Source organism: Enterobacter chuandaensis, assembly GCF_003594915.1.
Taxonomy (GTDB): domain Bacteria; phylum Pseudomonadota; class Gammaproteobacteria; order Enterobacterales; family Enterobacteriaceae; genus Enterobacter; species Enterobacter chuandaensis.
Window position 1 is genome coordinate 88,321 of record NZ_QZCS01000001.1, and the last position, 19,700, is coordinate 108,020.

The 19,700-nt window shown below is 54.5% G+C and carries 21 protein-coding genes; 12 read left to right on the top strand and 9 right to left on the bottom strand.

Going from position 1 to position 19,700, the window contains the following annotated elements; translation table 11 throughout:
* Positions 1-2 precede the first annotated feature (2 nt).
* The 5 genes from rsxG to gstA all read left to right on the top strand — a co-directional run bounded on the left by rsxG (position 3) and on the right by gstA (position 4,755).
* Positions 3-623, top strand: a complete 621-nt coding sequence (gene rsxG, locus D5066_RS00415) for an electron transport complex subunit RsxG (protein ID WP_119914722.1) — start codon at positions 3-5, stop codon at positions 621-623.
* 2 nt (positions 624-625) lie between these two features.
* Positions 626-1,312: an electron transport complex subunit E gene (locus D5066_RS00420; protein ID WP_080327309.1), complete on the top strand. Its 687-nt coding sequence runs from the start codon at positions 626-628 to the stop codon at positions 1,310-1,312.
* On the top strand, positions 1,309-1,944 hold the full coding sequence (gene nth, locus D5066_RS00425; RefSeq protein ID WP_008500570.1) for an endonuclease III: 636 nt from the start codon (positions 1,309-1,311) through the stop codon (positions 1,942-1,944). The genes D5066_RS00420 and nth overlap by 4 nt, the downstream gene beginning before the upstream one ends.
* A 591-nt stretch (positions 1,945-2,535) precedes the next feature.
* Positions 2,536-4,044, top strand: coding sequence for a dipeptide/tripeptide permease DtpA (dtpA, locus tag D5066_RS00430; protein WP_061098417.1), 1,509 nt, complete (start codon positions 2,536-2,538; stop codon positions 4,042-4,044).
* 105 nt (positions 4,045-4,149) lie between these two features.
* Positions 4,150-4,755: a glutathione transferase GstA gene (gene gstA / locus D5066_RS00435; protein ID WP_119914723.1), complete on the top strand. Its 606-nt coding sequence runs from the start codon at positions 4,150-4,152 to the stop codon at positions 4,753-4,755.
* A gap of 60 nt (positions 4,756-4,815) precedes the next feature.
* Here gstA and pdxY read toward each other — a convergent pair whose 3' ends face one another.
* The 5 genes from pdxY to anmK form a co-directional block, all read right to left on the bottom strand.
* Complete coding sequence (pdxY, locus tag D5066_RS00440; RefSeq protein WP_119914724.1) at positions 4,816-5,676, bottom strand: pyridoxal kinase PdxY; 861 nt, start codon at positions 5,674-5,676, stop codon at positions 4,816-4,818.
* Positions 5,677-5,742: 66 nt separating this feature from the next.
* Positions 5,743-7,017, bottom strand: coding sequence for a tyrosine--tRNA ligase (gene tyrS / locus D5066_RS00445; RefSeq protein WP_119914725.1), 1,275 nt, complete (start codon positions 7,015-7,017; stop codon positions 5,743-5,745).
* Positions 7,018-7,142: 125 nt separating this feature from the next.
* Positions 7,143-7,799: a pyridoxamine 5'-phosphate oxidase gene (gene pdxH, locus D5066_RS00450; RefSeq protein WP_119914726.1), complete on the bottom strand. Its 657-nt coding sequence runs from the start codon at positions 7,797-7,799 to the stop codon at positions 7,143-7,145.
* A gap of 57 nt (positions 7,800-7,856) precedes the next feature.
* Positions 7,857-8,180, bottom strand: a complete 324-nt coding sequence (gene mliC / locus D5066_RS00455) for a C-type lysozyme inhibitor (RefSeq protein ID WP_119914727.1) — start codon at positions 8,178-8,180, stop codon at positions 7,857-7,859.
* A 93-nt stretch (positions 8,181-8,273) separates the two neighbouring features.
* Positions 8,274-9,398, bottom strand: coding sequence for an anhydro-N-acetylmuramic acid kinase (gene anmK / locus D5066_RS00460; RefSeq protein WP_119914728.1), 1,125 nt, complete (start codon positions 9,396-9,398; stop codon positions 8,274-8,276).
* Between the two features lie 255 nt (positions 9,399-9,653).
* On the opposite strand from anmK, the gene slyB reads away from it, so the two are divergent.
* Together slyB and D5066_RS00470 are read left to right on the top strand one after the other, a co-directional pair.
* The gene (gene slyB / locus D5066_RS00465) at positions 9,654-10,121 is read left to right on the top strand and encodes an outer membrane lipoprotein SlyB (protein ID WP_080327315.1); all 468 of its coding nucleotides are present in this window, start codon (positions 9,654-9,656) and stop codon (positions 10,119-10,121) included.
* 198 nt (positions 10,122-10,319) lie between these two features.
* Complete coding sequence (locus D5066_RS00470) at positions 10,320-11,681, top strand: sensor domain-containing diguanylate cyclase (protein WP_119914729.1); 1,362 nt, start codon at positions 10,320-10,322, stop codon at positions 11,679-11,681.
* Positions 11,682-11,718: 37 nt separating this feature from the next.
* Here D5066_RS00470 and slyA read toward each other — a convergent pair whose 3' ends face one another.
* A complete protein-coding gene (gene slyA / locus D5066_RS00475) occupies positions 11,719-12,159 on the bottom strand; it encodes a transcriptional regulator SlyA (RefSeq protein WP_021241135.1) in 441 nt (146 codons plus the stop codon).
* 186 nt (positions 12,160-12,345) lie between these two features.
* Between slyA and D5066_RS00480 the strand changes: the two genes are divergently transcribed.
* From D5066_RS00480 to D5066_RS00490, 3 genes are read left to right on the top strand one after another with little or no spacing between them, the layout of a single operon-like run.
* Positions 12,346-12,582 (top strand): DUF1656 domain-containing protein, encoded by a 237-nt coding sequence (locus D5066_RS00480; RefSeq protein WP_080327317.1) that lies wholly within the window; start codon positions 12,346-12,348, stop codon positions 12,580-12,582.
* A 2-nt stretch (positions 12,583-12,584) separates the two neighbouring features.
* Positions 12,585-13,445 carry an efflux RND transporter periplasmic adaptor subunit gene (locus D5066_RS00485; protein WP_119914730.1) on the top strand — a complete coding sequence of 287 codons (861 nt, stop codon included), beginning with the start codon at positions 12,585-12,587 and terminating at the stop codon, positions 13,443-13,445.
* Entirely contained in the window at positions 13,445-15,478 is a 2,034-nt protein-coding gene (locus tag D5066_RS00490; protein WP_119914731.1) for an FUSC family protein, read from the top strand. Before D5066_RS00485 ends, D5066_RS00490 begins: the two co-directional genes overlap by 1 nt.
* On the opposite strand, the gene sodC is transcribed toward D5066_RS00490, so the two are convergent.
* The 3 genes from sodC to D5066_RS00505 all read right to left on the bottom strand — a co-directional run bounded on the left by sodC (position 15,457) and on the right by D5066_RS00505 (position 17,240).
* A complete protein-coding gene (gene sodC / locus D5066_RS00495; RefSeq protein WP_119914732.1) occupies positions 15,457-15,975 on the bottom strand; it encodes a superoxide dismutase [Cu-Zn] SodC in 519 nt (172 codons plus the stop codon). The two genes, D5066_RS00490 and sodC, sit on opposite strands and share 22 nt — an antisense overlap.
* 80 nt (positions 15,976-16,055) lie before the next feature.
* Positions 16,056-16,952, bottom strand: a complete 897-nt coding sequence (locus tag D5066_RS00500; RefSeq protein ID WP_080327322.1) for an aldo/keto reductase — start codon at positions 16,950-16,952, stop codon at positions 16,056-16,058.
* A gap of 48 nt (positions 16,953-17,000) precedes the next feature.
* Positions 17,001-17,240: a DUF1289 domain-containing protein gene (locus D5066_RS00505; protein ID WP_048222771.1), complete on the bottom strand. Its 240-nt coding sequence runs from the start codon at positions 17,238-17,240 to the stop codon at positions 17,001-17,003.
* Between the two features lie 148 nt (positions 17,241-17,388).
* Here D5066_RS00505 and eptA point away from each other — a divergent pair, with 148 nt between their 5' ends.
* Positions 17,389-19,014: a phosphoethanolamine transferase EptA gene (gene eptA, locus D5066_RS00510; RefSeq protein WP_119914733.1), complete on the top strand. Its 1,626-nt coding sequence runs from the start codon at positions 17,389-17,391 to the stop codon at positions 19,012-19,014.
* A gap of 41 nt (positions 19,015-19,055) precedes the next feature.
* Positions 19,056-19,655 (top strand): TetR/AcrR family transcriptional regulator, encoded by a 600-nt coding sequence (locus tag D5066_RS00515; protein ID WP_119914734.1) that lies wholly within the window; start codon positions 19,056-19,058, stop codon positions 19,653-19,655.
* Positions 19,656-19,700 lie beyond the last annotated feature (45 nt).

Below are 19,700 nucleotides of genomic sequence, written 5' to 3' on the forward strand. Positions count from 1 at the left end.
CCATGTTAAAAACGATGCAAAAACACGGCGTCACGCTGGCTGTCTTCGCCGCAGTCCTGACGGGGCTGACGGCCCTGGTCAATGCGTTGACCAAAACGACCATTGAGGAACAGGCCTCAAAGCAGCAAAAGGCGCTGTTCGACCAGGTGATCCCGTCCGATTTCTACGATAATGACCTGCAAAAAAGCTGCTTTGTGGTAGACGCGCCTCAGCTTGGGAAAGGCACGCACCGTATCTTTATCGCCCGCAAAGGGGATAAACAAGTAGGCGCAGTGATGGAAGCGACGGCGCCCGACGGCTATTCCGGCGCTATTCAACTGCTTGTCGGCAGCGATTTCACCGGCACGATACTGGGCACACGCGTGACGGAACACCATGAGACGCCGGGTCTTGGCGATAAAATTGAAACCCGGCTGAGCGACTGGATTTTGCACTTTGCCGGTAAAGTTATCCACGGCGAAGATGACACCGCGTTTGCAGTGAAGAAAGATGGCGGCGAGTTCGACCAGTTCACCGGCGCAACCATCACGCCGCGCGCCGTGGTGAACGCCGTAAAACGAGCCGGGCTGTATGCTGAAACGCTGCCCGCGCAAATCAACAATCTTCCGGCCTGTGAGGAGTAATCATGAGCCAGGTTAAAGAGGTTATTGTCCAGGGGCTGTGGAAGAACAACTCCGCGCTGGTACAGCTGCTGGGGCTCTGTCCACTGCTGGCGGTGACATCTACCGCTACCAACGCGCTCGGGCTGGGCCTGGCGACCACGCTGGTGCTGACCCTGACCAACTTCTCTATTTCCGTTTTGCGCCGCTGGACGCCGTCGGAAATCCGTATTCCGATTTACGTGATGATCATCGCGTCGGTGGTAAGCGTGGTGCAAATGCTGATTAACGCTTACGCGTTCGGGTTGTATCAGTCGCTTGGCATCTTTATTCCGCTTATCGTCACCAACTGTATCGTCGTTGGCCGCGCTGAGGCGTTCGCGGTAAAAAACAGCCCGGCCATGTCGGCGCTGGATGGTTTTTCCATCGGTATGGGCGCGACTGCCGCCATGTTCGTCCTCGGATCCCTGCGTGAAATTCTGGGCAACGGGACGCTTTTCGATGGCGCTGATGCGCTGCTGGGCGGCTGGGCCAAAGTGCTGCGTATAGAAGTGTTTCACACCGATACGCCATTCCTGCTGGCGATGCTGCCGCCTGGTGCATTTATTGGCCTGGGCATGATGCTGGCGGTAAAATACCTGATTGATGAGAAACGTAAGCGCCGCGCGGCTGAGCGCAGCGTTCCGGAAGGGACACCTGAGAAGGCTTCATGAATAAAGAAAAGCGCATTGCGATCCTGACCCGTCTGCGGGACGAGAACCCGCACCCGACGACGGAGCTGAATTTTACCTCCCCGTTTGAGCTGCTGATCGCCGTGCTGCTCTCTGCGCAGGCGACCGATGTGAGCGTCAATAAAGCCACCGCCCTGCTCTATCCGGTCGCCAATACGCCAAAGGCGATGCTGGAACTGGGCGTGGAGGGCGTAAAATCCTATATAAAAACCATCGGCCTGTTTAACAGCAAAGCGGAGAACGTGATTAAGACCTGCCGGATCCTGCTGGAACAGCACGGAGGCGAAGTGCCGGAAGATCGCGCCGCGCTGGAAGCCTTGCCGGGCGTGGGGCGTAAAACGGCTAACGTCGTGCTCAATACCGCGTTTGGCTGGCCGACCATCGCCGTGGATACGCATATTTTCCGCGTCTCTAACCGGACCAACTTCGCACCGGGTAAAAATGTCGAGCAGGTCGAAGAGAAGCTGCTGAAAGTGGTTCCCGCCGAATTCAAGGTTGACTGCCATCACTGGCTGATTCTGCACGGGCGTTATACCTGCATTGCCCGCAAGCCTCGCTGTGGCTCATGCATTATTGAAGATCTCTGCGAATACAAAGAAAAAGTCTATCCCTGATCGTCACATTCCCGTGCCAAAAGAAGGGCTACCGTTCGTTCTTCTTTTGGCCGTTATTTGTTCGTCCTTCGCTTCTCCCGGCTTGCCACTTGTTCGGCTGTTTAACGCTCAAACAGGTTAATACTTTTTTCATAGCCAAAAATTTCTATATATCTGTGACCGCGATCACCCTGATAACTTCATGTTGTTTTTTTGTTGTCAAAATCGGCCTAAACCCTTTGTCTGCCAAGATACTTCCTCTCCATTGCCGAAGATAAGACCAGCTATTTTTCAGAATATGGGCTATATCACTGCTCAAAGCGGCAAATAGCAGAACATATCGCCACAAGCCGTTCGGGATGGGTAGTTACCAGTCGAAAAAACTACCTTTACGCATCGTATAAAATTTAACGCTGAATAACATTTGCCCGAGCCGACGATTATACCGCACCAGATATATGTAACAGATTATTACAAACGTATTGCCAGACGGGGCAGGATAGTGAACATTACCCGCCGTTTCTCCTCCCAATATAACTATAAGGCGTATGGACTACGGCCATCACGCTATGAACACCCCCGTTAATATGGGATGTAAAAAAAGAGGTATATGTGTCGACTGCAAACAATAAACCAACAGATGAAAGCGTGAGTCTTAACGCTTTTAAACAACCAAAAGCGTTCTATCTCATCTTCTCTATCGAGTTATGGGAGCGTTTTGGTTACTACGGCCTGCAAGGGATCATGGCGGTTTACCTGGTTAAACAGCTGGGTATGTCCGAAGCCGATTCCATCACGCTGTTCTCTTCCTTCAGTGCCCTCGTCTACGGTCTGGTTGCTATCGGCGGCTGGCTGGGTGATAAAGTTCTCGGAACGAAACGTGTCATTATGCTGGGCGCCATTGTTCTGGCGATTGGCTATGGTCTGGTTGCATGGTCAGGGCATGATGCCGCTGTCGTGTATATGGGTATGGCGACGATTGCCGTCGGTAACGGTCTGTTCAAAGCGAACCCGTCCTCCCTGCTCTCTACCTGCTACAGCAAAGATGACCCACGTCTGGACGGTGCATTTACCATGTACTACATGTCCATCAACATTGGCTCCTTCTTCTCCATGCTGGCAACCCCATGGCTGGCCGCCAAGTTCGGCTGGAGCGTGGCGTTTGCGCTGAGCTTCGTGGGTATGCTGATCACGGTAGTGAACTTCCTGTTCTGCCGCAGCTGGGTGAAAGACTACGGTTCAAAACCTGACTTCGAGCCTGTACACATGGGTAAACTGCTGGCGACCATCGTGGGCGTTGTCGTCCTGGCGGCGATCGCTACCTGGCTGCTGCACAACCAGGGTATCGCGCGTGCCGTTCTGGGCGTGGTTGCGCTGGGTATCGTGGTCATCTTCGCGAAAGAAGCGTTCGCTATGCAGGGTGCAGCCCGTCGTAAGATGATTGTGGCGTTCATTCTGATGCTGGAAGCGATTATCTTCTTCGTGCTGTACAGCCAGATGCCGACCTCTCTGAACTTCTTCGCTATTCGTAACGTTGAGCACTCTATCCTGGGCATCGCGTTCGAGCCGGAGCAGTATCAGGCGCTGAACCCGTTCTGGATCATGATTGGTAGTCCGATTCTGGCTGCTATCTATAACAAGATGGGCGACCGTCTGCCAATGCCGCACAAGTTCGCAATCGGTATGGTGCTGTGCTCCGGTGCGTTCCTTGTGCTGCCGCTGGGTACCAAATTCGCGACTGACGCCGGTATCGTGTCCGTTAACTGGCTGATCCTGAGCTATGCGCTGCAGTCTATTGGCGAACTGATGATCTCCGGTCTGGGTCTGGCGATGGTTGCGCAGCTGGTTCCGCAGCGTCTGATGGGCTTCATTATGGGTAGCTGGTTCCTGACCACTGCCGGTGCGGCGATCATCGCTGGTAAGATTGCGAACCTGATGGCTGTTCCGGAAAACGTGACCGATCCACTGGTCTCCCTGAACGTCTACGGTACCGTGTTCATGCAGATTGGTATCGCTACGGCGGTTATCGCGGCGCTGATGCTGCTGACCGCACCGAAACTGAATCGAATGACTCAGGACGACGACAAGACGGCGGAAGCGAACAAAACCGCTACCGCGTAAAATCCGTGAGAAACGACTGAAGAGAAGCCGCTAAGAGATTAGCGGCTTTTTTTTTGTTCCTTCGCGCACTAACATAGCTGAAACCTCAGCAAAAAGGAGTTACCGATGAAACTGTTCTACAAACCGGGCGCGTGCTCTCTTGCTTCCCATATTACCCTGCGCGAGAGCGGCAAAGATTTCACGCTGGATGGCGTTGATCTGATGAAAAAACGCCTGGAAAATGGCGATGATTACCTTGCCATTAACCCGAAGGGACAAGTTCCGGCGCTTCTGCTGGATGACGGTACTCTGCTGACCGAAGGCGTGGCGATTATGCAGTTCCTGGCGGACAACGTACCGGATCGTCAGCTCCTTGCCCCTACCGGCAGCATTGCACGCTATAAGGCGCTGGAGTGGTTGAACTATATCGCCACCGAGCTGCACAAAGGCTTTACTCCCCTTTTCCGTCCGGATACGCCGGATGAGTACAAACCGACCGTGCGCGCCCTGCTGGAGAAAAAGCTGCAGTATGTTAACGAATCGCTGAAAGACGATCAGTGGATTTGCGGTTCGCGTTTCACGATTGCCGATGCGTATCTGTTTACCGTACTGCGCTGGGCGCGTGCGGTTAAGCTGAACCTGGAAGGGTTAGACCATATCGCATCGTATATGTCACGCGTGGCGGAGCGTCCTGCGGTGGCTGCGGCGCTGAAAGCGGAAGGGTTGAATTAAGCGAGCCGTCTGTGTTGCCGGGTGGCGCTGACGCTTACCCGGCCTAAGAACTCTGGACGATTATAATCGTGTGGCGCTGAAATAATGCTCCGGCTTCGCAATACGATCCTGTGCCGCAACCACCTGCAGTTCATATTCCTGCATTTCCTTCGTTGCAATCATGATTTCGTACACCGCAGCAGTTACATGCTCCAGCGCGTCTCTCACCGTAGCACCCTGCAGCAATTTCACCAGCAACAGTCCGCTGGTCACATCACCCACGCCCACCGGTTGACGCGTGCCGAAATCCACCAGCGGCCGGCTGATATGCCAGGCTTCATCCTTCGTCACCAGCAGCATCTCAAAACGGTCTCTGCTCAATCCTGCGCGGGCGAGATGTTTTACCAGCACAATCTCTGGCCCCTGGGCTATTAGCTCGCGAGAGGCACTTACCGCCTCTTCTACGCTATTAACCGGATGCTCACAGAGGATTTCCAGCTCAATGAGGTTAGGCGCGATGATGTCGCTGGCCGGTAGCGCATGGCGAACGTGGAACTCCGCTACCCCAGGCGCAACGATGCACCCTTTCTCCGGGTGGCCCATGACGGGGTCACAGAAGTATTTCGCTGCCGGGTTTACCGCTTTCACCTGGCGCACGATCCCGAGGATATGCTCCCCCTGCTCCGCTGAGCCGAGATAGCCGCTCAGCACAGCGTCACAGCGTTTGAGCTGGTCGATATCCGCAATGCCCTGCACAACCTCTGTGAGGTGCGAAGGCGGCATCACGCAGCCGGTCCATTTGCCGTATTGCGTGTGGTTAGAGAACTGCACGGTATTGAGGGGCCAGACGTTAGCACCGAGGCGGCGCATCGGGAATTCCGCTGCGCTATTGCCAGCATGTCCAAACACAACGTGGGACTGAATGGCGAGGATGTTCTTCATCTTTTTCTTACCAAACCCTGAAAAAACAAAAAGGGCGTGGTTTCCCACGCCCCTCGAGACTTTTACTTACTTCCAGCAGACCAGACAGTAGTTTTTCTTACCGCGACGCAGCAGCGTGTAGCGGCCATACAGACGATCGCCGTCTACGAAGGTGTATTCCGGGTCAGCCTGCTTTTCACCGTTGATGGTGATAGCGTTAGAGGCAATCGTTTTACGCGCCTGGCCGCGAGACGGTTGCAGCTCAGCGTCCACCAGCGCCTGCATCAGGTCTGCGCCTTTTTCCATCTCAACCATCGGTACGCCGTCCTGCGCCAGCTGTTCGAAGTCCGCTTCGCTCAGATCGCTCAGCGTACCGTTGAACAGGCTCGCCGTGATGCGTTTCGCCGCAGCCAGACCTTCTTCACCGTGAACCAGTTTGGTCACTTCATCCGCCAGCACGTACTGGGCACGCGGTGCTTTACCGCTGTTCTTGTCTTCTTCTTCCAGCGCATTGATCTCTGCAATGTCCATGAAGGTGAAGAACTTCAGGAAGCGGTAAACATCGGCATCCGCCGTGTTGATCCAGAACTGGTAGAATTTGTACGGGCTGGTTTTCTTCGGATCGAGCCACACAGCGCCGCCTTCGGTTTTACCGAATTTAGTGCCGTCTGCTTTGGTGATCAGCGGAACGGTCAGGCCAAAGACCTGGTTCTGATGCAGGCGACGGGTCAGGTCGATACCGGAGGTGATGTTCCCCCACTGGTCAGAACCGCCGATCTGCAGAGAAACGCCGTGCAGCTTGTTCAGGCAGGCAAAGTCATAGCCCTGCAGCAGGTTGTAGGAGAACTCGGTAAAGGAGATACCCTGGTCGTCACGGTTCAGACGCTGCTTAACGGCTTCTTTGTTAATCATCTGGTTAACAGAGAAGTGCTTGCCGATATCACGCAGGAAGGTCAGCACGTTCATGCTGCCAAACCAGTCGTAGTTGTTGGCAGCAATGGCAGCGTTATCGCCACAGTTGAAGTCGAGGAACGGTGCAACCTGCTTGCGGATTTTATCCACCCACTCCTGCACGGTGTCTTCGGTATTCAGTTTACGCTCAGCGGCTTTAAAGCTTGGGTCACCAATCAGACCGGTCGCACCGCCCACCAGGGCAACAGGCTTATGGCCCGCCATCTGGAAGCGTTTCAGGCATAACAATGGAACAAGATGCCCCAAATGCAAGCTGTCAGCGGTGGGATCGAAGCCGCAATAGAGCGCGATCGGGCCTTGCGCCAGTCGCTCTGCTAACGCTTCCTCGTCCGTCACCTGGGCCACGAGGCCCCGCTCTTGCAATTGTTTAATCAAGTTACTGCTTGCCATCAAATTCTCCATGTATAAACGACTGCACCTTTGCCGGTACACGACTTTTCGCCTGATGCGAAAGGACCATAGAATAAAGCGCCAGCGCGGTGTGCGCTAGCGCTTAAATCAACAAATTTTGGGGATTACGGGGCCAGTCTGTCGATTTTCCAGCCACCGTTGTCGCGCTGGTATAAAAAGCGGTCGTGCAGGCGATGCTCACCGCCCTGCCAGAATTCCATCTGCTCAATCGGAATGCGGAAACCGCCCCAGAAGCCTGGCAGAGGAATTTCACCCTGCTGGAACTTCTGTTTCAGTTCGAGGAATTTGCTTTCCAGCACGCCGCGAGCAGAGATCCGGCTGGACTGTTTTGACACCCAGGCGCCAATCTGGCTGTCACGCGGGCGGCTGTGAAAATACTTCACCACTTCAAGGGTAGAGAGACGCTCCGCTTTGCCGGTGACCATCACCTGGCGATCCAGCATATGCCACGGGAACAGCAGGCTGATGCGTGGATTGTTTTCTAAATGGTGCGCTTTGCGGCTGCCAAGGTTGGTGTAGAACACCAGCCCTTTATCGTCATAATGTTTGAGCAAGACGATGCGCTGATAGGGTTGACCATTTTCATCTACCGTCGCGACTACCATTGCGGTGGGATCGACGATTTTAGCTTCACAGGCCTGTTTCAGCCAGTGTTCAAAGAGCTCGAGGGGTTCAGCGGGAAGATCCTGGCGACGCAGGCCGCCTTTAGTGTATTCACGGCGCAGGTGCGCAACTTGCTGCAGTTCGTCGTTATCTGACATGGCGTTAGCTGACCTTGAGATTGGGTGGCGCTATTGTGCGCCGCCCCTGTAAAAATCTCAACGCTTCGGATTTTCAAGCTGGCAATTGTTCAGCACAATGCGGTCGCGTTTGTAGACCGTGGCGCTGTCGCCTTTCGACCAGAAGACATAAATGCCGTCCGAATAACGTGCCCCGGAGGCCGAGATACCCTGCTTAAGGGTCAACAGTTTATTGTCGTAAACAAAGCTGGCTTCCTGACGCGGGTTATTCAGCTTCACGGTCAGCGGTTTTTCATCGCAGCGGTACTCCAGCGTATCGGTCTGCATGCGCTCAAGGAACTGATTGTAGACGCTGCATCCTGACAGCAATAAAGGCACGGCAATAAGAAGAAGTTTTTTCATGGGCGTATTCCGAAGACTTTCCTGGTCCTGGAGGGCGTGACTGCCCTCCTGTTTCGTTCCATTCTAACGACGACACGCTGTGCTGGAATTCAGTTAACTCTGATTATGACGCGGATTTGCCGGGAAAATCGCCCCGAGGACGCTGGCCTCGCGCGCGCCGGTCACCGACGGCAAATTGCCCGGCAGTCCGGCTATGGTGCGCCAGGCAAGCCAGGCGAAAGCCAGCGCTTCCATATCGTCACCGCTGATGCCGGCCTCATCCGTCGTGGTCACCTCGGTGCCCGGCAGCAGCCCGGCAAGACGCGCCATCACCAGCGGATTGCGGCTTCCCCCACCGCACACCAGCAGGCGTTCGCATCCGCCGCTGAGCAGCACTTGCTCGGAAATCGACACGGCCGTTAATTCTGCAAGCGTCGCCTGGACGTCCTGCGGAGCGAGTGCCGGGAACAGCGCCATCTGGCGCTCGAGCCAGCCAAAGTTGAAATATTCCCGCCCCGTACTTTTCGGTGCCGGTAAGGCAAAATAAGGATCGCTTAACATGGACTGCAGCAGCGGGAGGATCACCTTCCCTTCGCTCGCCCACCCGGCGTTTTTGTCATACGGTTGACCGCACTGCCGCCAAATCCAGGCATCCATTAACATATTCCCCGGGCCGGTATCGTAGCCGCGAACGGGCTGGCCCGGAATAAGCATCGAGAGGTTTGCAATGCCCCCAATATTGAGCACCATGCGGCGTTCTGAAGGGTGTGCCAGCAGCGCCTGATGGAAGGCAGGCACCAGCGGTGCGCCCTGGCCGCCAAGCGCCATATCGCGGCGGCGAAAATCCCCGACGACCGTTACGCCAGTCTTCGCCACAATCTGGTTGTTATCGCCGATTTGCATCGTATGCGGCGCATCGCCCGTCGGCTCATGCCAGACCGTTTGTCCGTGACACCCGATGGCGACCACATCCTGCGGGCGAAGATGTTCTTTTTGCATTAAAGCCTGCACCGCATCCGCAAACAGCGCCCCCAGGCGAACATCGAGTTGGCCAAGCTGGGAGAGCGTCAGCTGCTGCCCCTGACAGATACTCAGAATATCCTCTTTCAGCGAAAGGGGGATTGGCCAGGTCAGGCTCGCCTGCTGCGCCACCATGTTTTCATCAATGGCGGCCAGAACCACATCAACCCCATCCAGACTGGTGCCTGACATCACACCAATGTAGCGACCCGATTTCATGCGCTTTCCTTACGTTGCGTGGGCTAAGGTTATCCACTCAACCATAAACAGCGCTGCTTTGCTATCCGACGATAATATTTTTTAACAATGTGATGCGGGTAAACCGGGCGGACCCTGTTTATGTCTCGTTAAGCTAAATTCAAGTACAATTTTCTTATTGTTAGTACAAAGATATGAACTATGGCCCCTTATGCCATATAATTTAGCCATAACGGATGCCCCCGATTGGGCGTTTTTGGTGAACAGGAGATTCAAATGATTTTACGTGTACTGGGCGTTTCGCTGATTGGTTTAACCCTGGCTGGCTGTGTTAACGACAGTTCGCTCTCTGGCGACGTTTACAGCGCTTCTGAAGCGAAACAGGTTCAGAGCGTGACTTACGGTACCGTTGTTAACGCCCGTCCTGTACAAATTCAGGGTGGCGATGATAACAACGTGATGGGCGCAATCGGCGGTGCCGTTCTGGGTGGTTTCCTGGGCAATACCGTTGGCGGCGGCACGGGCCGTTCTCTGGCGACCGCAGCGGGCGCCGTAGCAGGTGGTGTCGCGGGTCAGGGCGTTCAGGGTGCAATGAACAAAACCCAGGGCGTAGAGCTGGAAATTCGTAAAGACGACGGCAGCACCATTATGGTTGTTCAGAAACAGGGCAACACCCGCTTCTCTGCCGGCCAGCGCGTCGTGCTGGCGAGCAACGGCAGCCAGGTTACCGTTTCTCCGCGTTAATTAAAAAATGGATGTGGTCAGATGGCCACATCCATTTACAATATATATCACTTGCACGAATATATTTACAAATTATATTCACCACACCAATAATTAACCTCACCGTATATTGTTTCCGCGCAAAGTATTTATTGCATTAATTGGTTAGACTCTTCGCAATTACCTCCCCACAATTATTTTTATTTTGTAAAAATTTATATGCTTGCGAATAGTCGTTGTATAAAAGTTCGTTATCTCTCGTTCTGTTTCGGCTGCCTTGTCGTCATCGGAATATTACAAGCTCTATTTTCAAAACTGGTTGAATGGGTTCCGTCCTTCTCGCCTCTTTTGTTCCCCACGCTCACCATTTTTTTACTCGTGTTCCACCTGTTTATTGCCTGTTTTATGGCAATGAAATACTGGTGTGATAAGCGGCGGCTCTATCTGGTTGCGATCTCTTTTGCCTTTGCCGGTTCGGCATTGCTGATGGTCGGAACGTTGACCAGCTTTCCGGCGTGGCTGGATCTCTATCAGTTCAACGTTGTGAACTACAACGATGCGATGATCTACTACATGTTCCGCCACCTCTTAATGGCGGTCCTGATGATCGTTTCGGCATTACTTTATCCCACACGCAATCAGCCCCTTTCACGGTTGGCGCATATCATCATCGTTAGCGGCTCATTTCTTTTTACCGCATGTGTGATGATTCTGGCCTGGATGTATTCCAGCCATTCTTCGTTTTTATCCCTTGATCTGGTTGATAATGAAACGCGTCAGTTTATGGTTCTCTGGAGCCAGTGCATTAATATTTCATTAATCGTTCTCTGGGTCGTGACATTAGCCACGCTGATGTTTATTACGCGCGTGCGTAATCTGTTCTGGGTAGGCGGTAATTTTCTGTGCGTCTGCTATGTCGTCACGCTCTCAATGCTGTTAGTTGGCGGGCATCCAGAAGATATATCCTGGTACCGCGCCCGATTATTTGAAACCGTCGCGACGCTGATTATTATTTTTGTGCTGCTCTATGATGTCTTCAGGTTGTATCGTGACTCCCATTTGAAGTATCAGCAGTCGTATCAAAATTCGATTCGCGATCCGCTCACGCGCCTTTATAACCGCAGCTATTTTTATGAGTCGTTAAACCAGGCGCTGGACATCGCCAAACCCAGCCGCCCGGTTTCGATTATCGTCAGCGATCTCGATCGTTTCAAGCGTATCAACGACAACTACGGTCACCTGCAAGGGGATAAAGTCCTGCAGTTTGTCGCCAATCTGCTGATGGATTCCGTACGTCCGCAGGACATCGCGGCGCGAATCGGTGGCGAAGAGTTTGTCCTGATGCTGGCAAACACCTCCGCAGAAGACGCATATCAGGTGGCGGAGCGCATTCGGCTGAAGCTAAGCGGTTTTGATAAAATGAGCAGCGAGGGTCAGTTACCAGAGCCGATTACCATCAGCATGGGGGTGTTTACGGCAACCTCTTCGTCGGTAAGCGCAGAAGAGTGCGTGGAGAGTGCCGATAAGGCGATGTACGAAGCAAAAGAGACAGGCCGTAACCGCGTCGTTGTCTTTAAGTAAAAACAAGGCCTTGCAGATGCAAGGCCTTGTTGTCTGGTCAGTCGCGAGACTGTAGCTCGTGAATGTTTTGCTCAAGGCGCGCAATGAGGCTGATGAGCATTTCAAGCTCCGCCGGTGAAACGCCTGACAGGATTTCACCGCGCGTTTTGGTGATCACCGCTTCCATTTCAGTGATGATAGGCGCCGCTTTCTCAGTGAGCTTAATGCGCTTGGCGCGACGATCGCTGGCGCAGGTCTGCCGGGAGATCAGCCCCTTTTCCTCGAGCTGGTCAAGCGTACGCACCAGCGAAGGCTGTTCAATACCTATCGCTTTTGCCAGTTGAATTTGTGACTGGTCAGGCGGCAGCTGATGAATGTTGTGCAGCGTGACCCAATGCGTCTGTGTCAACTCCAGAGGTTTCAGGCGATGGTCAATCAGAGCACGCCAGACGCGTACCAACCTTGCCAGATCAGAACCTAGTGGCGATTCCAATTTCATCTCCTTATAATTAGCTTGCTAAGTTATTATACTGATTTTAGAATAGTGTGCAGCATTTGTATTGGCAAAACAAATGCAATACTGCATTCATCGAACTCAAAAGTATGACTTACACTGAATTGTGATGCTTCCTCATACTCAGACAAGCCGTCGCGGCAATCTGTTCACTGCAAAGGATTTCTGCCTGTGATCTTTTTTCATCGCTCAGAAGGTTTACCCCTTCAGGACCTGATTTTCGGTGCGTCAGTCTACTTTCCTCCCCTGTTTAAAGCCGTGCTGGTGGGCTTTGTTCTCTGGCTCATTGCGCATCGTTTGCTTCGCGACTGGATGTACTCCGGCGAAATCTGGCATCCCATGTTGATGGATCTCTCCCTGTTTGCCCTCTGCGTATGCCTGGGCCTTGCTGTTTTGACTGCGTGGTGAATATGTCCCTGAAAACGCTGAAGTACTTTTCCACTCTCTTTGTGCTTGCCCTCGCGCTGGTTGCGGGCTGGTGGTTGTGGAATTTTTATATGCAGTCCCCCTGGACGCGTGATGGCAAAGTTCGCGCTGAGCAGGTCAGCATCACCCCGCAGGTATCGGGCAGTATCACGACATTACTGGTTAAAGATAACCAGTACGTGAAAAAGGGAGAGGTTTTATTCCGTATCGACGACACCCCGTATCATATTGCGATTCTGAATGCCCAGGCTCAGCTGGCAAAAGCCCAGTCTGATTTAGCAAAGGCCAATAACGAAGCAAACCGCCGCCGCCACCTGTCGCAAAACTACATCTCAGCGGAGGATTTAGACACCGCTAATATCAACGTTAAGGCGATGCAGGCGAGCGTCAACGTAGCGGAGGCGACACTGAAGCAGGCGCAGTGGGAGCTCACACAAACCGTGATTACTGCGCCTGTCGATGGGTGGGTGACGAACCTTTCCGCCCGCGTGGGTAACTACGCCACTACCGGTCAGCCGGTTTTTGCTCTCGTCGACAGCCACTCCTTCTACGTGGTGGGCTATTTCGAAGAGACAAAACTTCGGCATATTCGCGAGGGATCGCCCGCCGCGATTACGCTTTACAGCGGCTCGCAAAAGTTACAGGGTCACGTATCCAGCATTGGCCGCGCCATTTACGATCAAAGTGTCGAAACGGATTCCGGCCTGGCGCCGGACATTAAGCCGAACGTGCCGTGGGTACGTCTTGCTCAGCGCGTTCCGGTACGCGTGGAGTTTGACCGCCTACCCAAGGACATTACGCTGGTATCGGGCACCACCTGCACCGTCTCCATCGGAAACGATTAATGAAGCTGTCGGCGCTCTCCTGGCAAAATACGCCGTGGATGAAGGCCACGCGTCCCCAGTGGCGCTACGCGCTGCGTAATGGCATAGGCATGTGTCTAGCGCTAAGCGTTGCCTACTACCTGAACCTGGATGAACCCTACTGGGCGATGACCTCTGCGGCTGTCGTGAGTTTCCCCACCGTTGGCGGGGTGATCAGCAAAAGCCTGGGCCGTATTGCAGGTAGCCTGCTGGGTGCCACCGCGGCGTTGATTATCGCGGGTCATACCCTGAACGATCCGTGGCTGTTCCTGCTGAGCATGGCGGCATGGCTGGGATGCTGTACCTGGGCCTGTGCCCATTTTACCAATAACGTCGCCTATGCTTTCCAGCTGGCGGGCTATACCGCCGCCATTATTGCCTTCCCGGTAGTGAACGTGCTCGACACCACCGAGCTGTGGGACATCGCTCAGGCCCGCGTCTGTGAAGTGATTGTCGGGATCCTCAGCGGCGGCTTCATGATGATGATCCTGCCCAGCACGTCCGACGGCACTGCGCTTATTACCGCACTGAAAACCATGCATACCCGCCTGCTGGAACATGCCAGCCTGCTGTGGCAACCCGATACCAGTGATAATATTCGCCTCGCCCATGAAAAGGTTATCGGACAGATCCTGACCATGAATCTGTTGCGTATTCAGGCGTTCTGGAGCCATTACCGTTTTCGCCGTCAGAACACCCTGCTTAACTATTTGCTGCACCAGCAGCTGCGCATGACCAGCGCCATTTCCAGCCTGCGTCGGATGCTGCTCAACTGGCCGACGCCCCCCGAAAATACCCGTGCCGTGATCGAGACCCTGCTCGCGGCGCTCGCGCGCCCGGATGCTGACATCTACACCGTCGCGAGGATCATCGCCCCGCTCGCTCCCGTGGATGAATATGATTATCGCCATCGCGCCTTCTGGCAGCGGCTGAATTATTTTTGCCGGTTATATCTGCGTAGCAGCCGCTGGATTAACGCGGTTGAGAATGCCACCCCGGTCACGGAGTTTAACGTTCCCGGCAGCCCCGCTCTCGCACGTCACACCGATTATCTGGAAGCGCTGTGGAGCGGTTTTCGCACCTTCTGCGCACTGATGCTGGTGGGGGCGTGGAGCATCACCACGCAGTGGGAATCCGGTACGGCCGCCCTGACGCTTGCCGCCATCAGCTGCGTGCTTTACTCCGTCGCAGCCTCGCCGTTTAACTCGCTTACGCTGCTGCTACGCACGCTTGTTTTGCTGTCACTGTTTAGTTTTGTGGTGAAGTTTGGTCTGATGGTGCAGATAAGCGATCTGTGGCAGTTCCTGCTGTTTCTTTTTCCGCTGTTAACCACCATGCAGCTACTCAAGCTGCAAATGCCGAAGCTTGCTGGGCTCTGGGGACAGCTGATTGTCTTTATGGGCTCGTTTATCTCCGTGACGAATCCGCCGGTGTATGACTACGCCGATTTTCTGAATGACAATCTGGCGAAGATCCTTGGCGTCGGGCTGGCGTGGCTGGCTTTTGCGGTGTTGCGCCCCGGCTCAGACGCACGCAAGAGCCGTCGGCATATCCGGGAATTACGCCGGGGCTTTGTCGACCAGCTCAGCCGCAAACCGCATCTGCGTGAAAGCGAGTACGAGTCGCTGGTTTATCATCATGTCAGCCAGCTAAATAACAGCCAGGACGCGCTCTCCCGCCGCTGGCTGCTGCGCTGGGGCGTGGTGCTGTTGAACTGCTCGCACGTGGTCTGGCAGCTTCGCGCGTGGGAAACGCGCTCCGATCCGCTGTCGCAGGTACGTGACGTTTGCCTCTCCCTGCTGCGCGATGTAATGAGCGAGCGCGGCGTTCAGCAGCGGCCTCTGGAGGCTACGCTGGCTGAACTACAGCGGATCTGCGATACCCTTGCGCGCCATCATCTGCCCGCTGCCCGTGATTTAGCCTCGATAATCTGGCGCCTGCACTGCTCGCTCTCGCAGCTGGAACAGGCACCTCCGCCGGGAACGATTGGGGATCAGATCACCCCGCAGGCATAACGTGCCCCGCCACCGCCAAGCGGTTTAGGCTGATCGGACATGTTATCGCCGCCCACATGAATCATCAGAGCCTTCCCTTTGACCTCGTCCAGCTTTTTCAGCCGCGGGGCCACGACCGGATCCGTGGCTTTACCGTCATTGTTCACCACCAGCACCGGGAGATCGCCGAGGTGTCCCATACCGTCTGGCCCTTCATGTTTGCCTGAGTTCTGCGGATCGAGATGCCCCCCGGCTGCTTCCGCTGCCGACGGTTTACCCTCTTTCATGGCTGGCTGACAGCTTCCTTTGGCATGGACGTGGAAACCATGTTCGCCAGGCGGGAGTGCTTTGAGATCGGGTGCGAATTCCAGCCCTTTGTCGGTTTCAGTGATTTTCACCGTTCCGATGGACTGACCCACACCCTGTGAGGTGACGAGATTCATTTCTACTTCGTCGCTGGCTGCCTGCGCCCCTGCGCAAACAACCAGCGTGACCAATGCCAGAGCAAAACGCTTCATATGACCTCCGCTGGTTATTTTTTGCCCCTTAAGTGTATACCAGGGGCACAGATTTCACCGGAAAGTCACCCTCTTGCGGTTTAAGGCACGTCGTAACCCAGTGCGGCCTTGCGAATGCGGAACCACTGCTGGCGGGTCATCTGCAGCTCTTCCGCTGCCAGGGCAGAACGCACGCGTTCAATTTTACCAGAACCGATAATTGGCAGCGGTTTTGACGGCAGGCGCAGGATCCAGGCGTAAACCACCTGCTCGATGCTCTCGGCGTTCAGCTCGCGGGCGATGGTTTCAAGCTCGTTGCGCAGCGGCTGGAACGCATCATCATTGAACAGACGTCCGCCTCCCAGGCACGACCAGGCCATCGGGCGAATGCGCAGCTGTTGCAGCTGATCGAGAGTACCGTCCAGCAGCAGCGGCTGGTGTACCGGGGAGATCTCAACCTGGTTCGTGGCCAGGGTAAACGGCAGACGAGACTGGAGCAGCGCAAACTGTGCAGGTGTAAAGTTGGAGACGCCGAAGTGACGCACTTTCCCGCTCTGATGCAGGCTCAGAAACGCCTCCGCCACCTCATCGGCATCCATCAGCGGATCCGGACGGTGAATTAACAGCAGGTCAATACGATCGGTTGCCAGATTGACCAGCGACTGCTCAGCGCTGCTGATGATATGCGCGCTGTCGGTGATGTAATGACCGAGGGCATGTTCAGGTTTTGCCGTGGTGGCAATGCCGCATTTGGTGACAATCTCCATGCGATCACGGAGCGCCGGAACCAGCTTAAGCGCCTCGCCGAACGCGGCTTCACACTGATAGCCACCGTAAATATCCGCATGATCGACGGTGGTAATGCCTAAATCGATATGCTCTTCAATAAAGCTTGCCAGCTGGAGGGGGGACATATTCCAGTCCATCAGGCGCCAGTAGCCCATGACAAAACGGGAGAATTCTGGCCCCTGGGGGGCAAGGGTAATTCGCTGAACCATAACATTTTCCTCAAGGACGTGATGTCATGAGTATACGCAATTACCGTGTTAAAACAGTGAAGGCTGCTGGGGTTCTTCGGTCTCAGAGGCTTTGTTTGCGCGGATTTTGCGCAAAAGACGCTGCCGACAGAGCCGGAGCACCTCCTGCTTTTGCGTGTCGCTGAAGTTTTGCCAGTTAAAACGTTCATCACGCGTGCGCATACACCCACGGCAATATCCGCGTTCATCCACCTGACAAATCCCCCGGCACGGGCTCTGGATGGGGAAAAACTCCAGCTGCTCTGCCACACTCACCTCCAGTTAACCACTTTCTCTACAGTGAAGACGCTAAACTCGCCGCGTGCAAGGGCTTTACCACAGTTTTGTGGCATTAAGGTTTCACTAATCTTCCCTCTCTATACTCGCCACATCATGACAATGACAGGTTTTACGATCGATGTGGTTAAGTAAAAAGTTACAATGTAACGACATTAAATTTACTCTGGGCTGTGCACTCTTCTTTACTCTGCTTAACGGGCTGTTTATCCAGCGCAGCTGGGCCATTATTGCCCCTGCGCATCTGCACGATATTCTCTTCGCCGCCTCCGTGCCGGTGGTGCTGTTTTGCGGCTGGGTCATTGTGTTTAGCCTGCTCAATATCCCGTATATCCGTAAGCCGCTGCTGATCGTCTTAACCGTCGGGTGCGCTGCGGCAACGTATTTTATGTTTACCTACGGCGCAGTCATCGATCAGAACATGATTGTGAACGTGTTCGAAACGAACTCCCAGGAAGCCACCGCGCTGGTGACCCCGCAGATGATTCTGTGGATTTTCATAGCCGGTCTTGTTCCATCCCTGGTGCTGGCGCTGACCCGCATTCGTACCGAAAAATGGTGGTATGCCCTGCTGACGCGCGTGGCCGCGATGCTCGGTGCCCTGCTGGTGATTATCCTTATCGCCGCCGTGTTTTATAAAGATTACGCCTCGCTGTTTCGCAATAACAAAAGCATCGTCAAAATGGTCACCCCGGCGAACTACGTCAGCGCCGTGGTGAAATACAGCAAGATGCGCTGGTTTGCCGGCGATCAGACGCTGGTGCGAATTGGCGAAGATGCGCATAAAGGACCGCAGATTACCGGTCAGCAAAAGAAAACCGTTCTGGTGCTGGTCATTGGCGAAGCGTCGCGCGCAGCGAACTACTCCCTGAATGGCTACGAACGTGAAACCAACCCGGAACTGAAAAAGCAGGATGTGATTAACTTCCCGCGGGCCTCCTCGTGTGGTACTGAAACCGCCGTATCCGTGCCCTGCATGTTCTCCGGCATGACGCGCAGTAAATACGATGCCGACCTGGCGCACCATCAGGAAGGGCTGCTCGACGTGCTCAAGCATGCAGGCGTCAACCTGCTGTGGCGCGACAACGATGGCGGCTGTAAAGGCGCCTGCGACCGTGTGCCCCATACCGACATGACGCAGTGGAAGCTGGATCAGTTCTGTAAAGATCAATCCTGTATTGATGACGTGAACTTCTACCGCCTGGACAACGTGCTGGACGGTCTGAAGCAGGATACGGTGCTGGTTATCCACCTGATGGGCAGCCACGGCCCGGCGTACTATCGCCGTTACCCGGATAATTTCCGTAAATTCACCCCCACCTGCGACACCAACGAAATTCAGGATTGCGATCATCAGGCGCTGATGAATACCTATGACAACACCATCCTGTATACCGACAGCATGGTCAGCAAAACTATTGATGCGCTGAAGGCCCGTCAGGCGAACATGAACACCGCGCTGATTTACCTCTCAGATCATGGGGAATCGCTCGGTGAGAGCGGTATTTATCTGCACGGCACGCCGTACATGCTGGCGCCGGAGCAGCAGACGCACATTCCGTTTATGTTCTGGCTGTCACCGGATTATGCGAAAAACTTTGGCATCAACGAGCAGTGTTTACGCGACCACGCAGCAAAAAATGCGGTTTCGCAGGACAATTTGTTCTCGACGGTGCTGGGCATGATGGACGTTAAATCAACGGTTTATCAGCAGCAGCTGGACATTCTGAGCGCGTGTCGTCGGTAAACGCGCTTGCATTAGACCGAACGGTCTATTAGAGTGAATCCATGAGCAGAAATACTGAACACGATACCCGCGAACATCTCCTGGCGACCGGCGAACTGCTGTGCATGCACCGTGGTTTCACCGGTATGGGGTTGAGCGAGCTATTAAAAACCGCTGAGGTACCGAAGGGATCGTTCTATCACTACTTCCGGTCCAAAGAGGCCTTTGGCGTGGCGATGCTGGAGCGGCACTATGCTGCCTACCACCAGCGCCTGGCGGCCCATTTCGCTACAGGTGAAGGTAACTATCGGGATCGTGTTCTGAACTACTATCAGGAAACGCTGAACCAGTTCTGTCAGCAGGGCATTATCAGCGGATGCCTGACGGTTAAACTCTCTGCCGAAGTGTGCGATCTCTCAGAAGATATGCGTACGGCAATGGATAAAGGCGCCAGCGGCGTTATTGCCCTGCTGGCGCAGGCGCTGGCGAAGGGGCGCGAAGAAAATACGCTCGTCTTCCCCGGCGATCCCTTAACGCAGGCTCAGGTGCTGTACTCTCTCTGGTTAGGCGCCAACCTGCAGGCCAAAATTTCGCGCAGTGCCGTGCCGCTGGAAAGCGCCCTGGCACATGTGAAAAGCAGCATTACTGCGCCTGGCATTTAACAGGCGTTTTTATTTACCCAACTACTAGTCGACTGGTCTACTCAG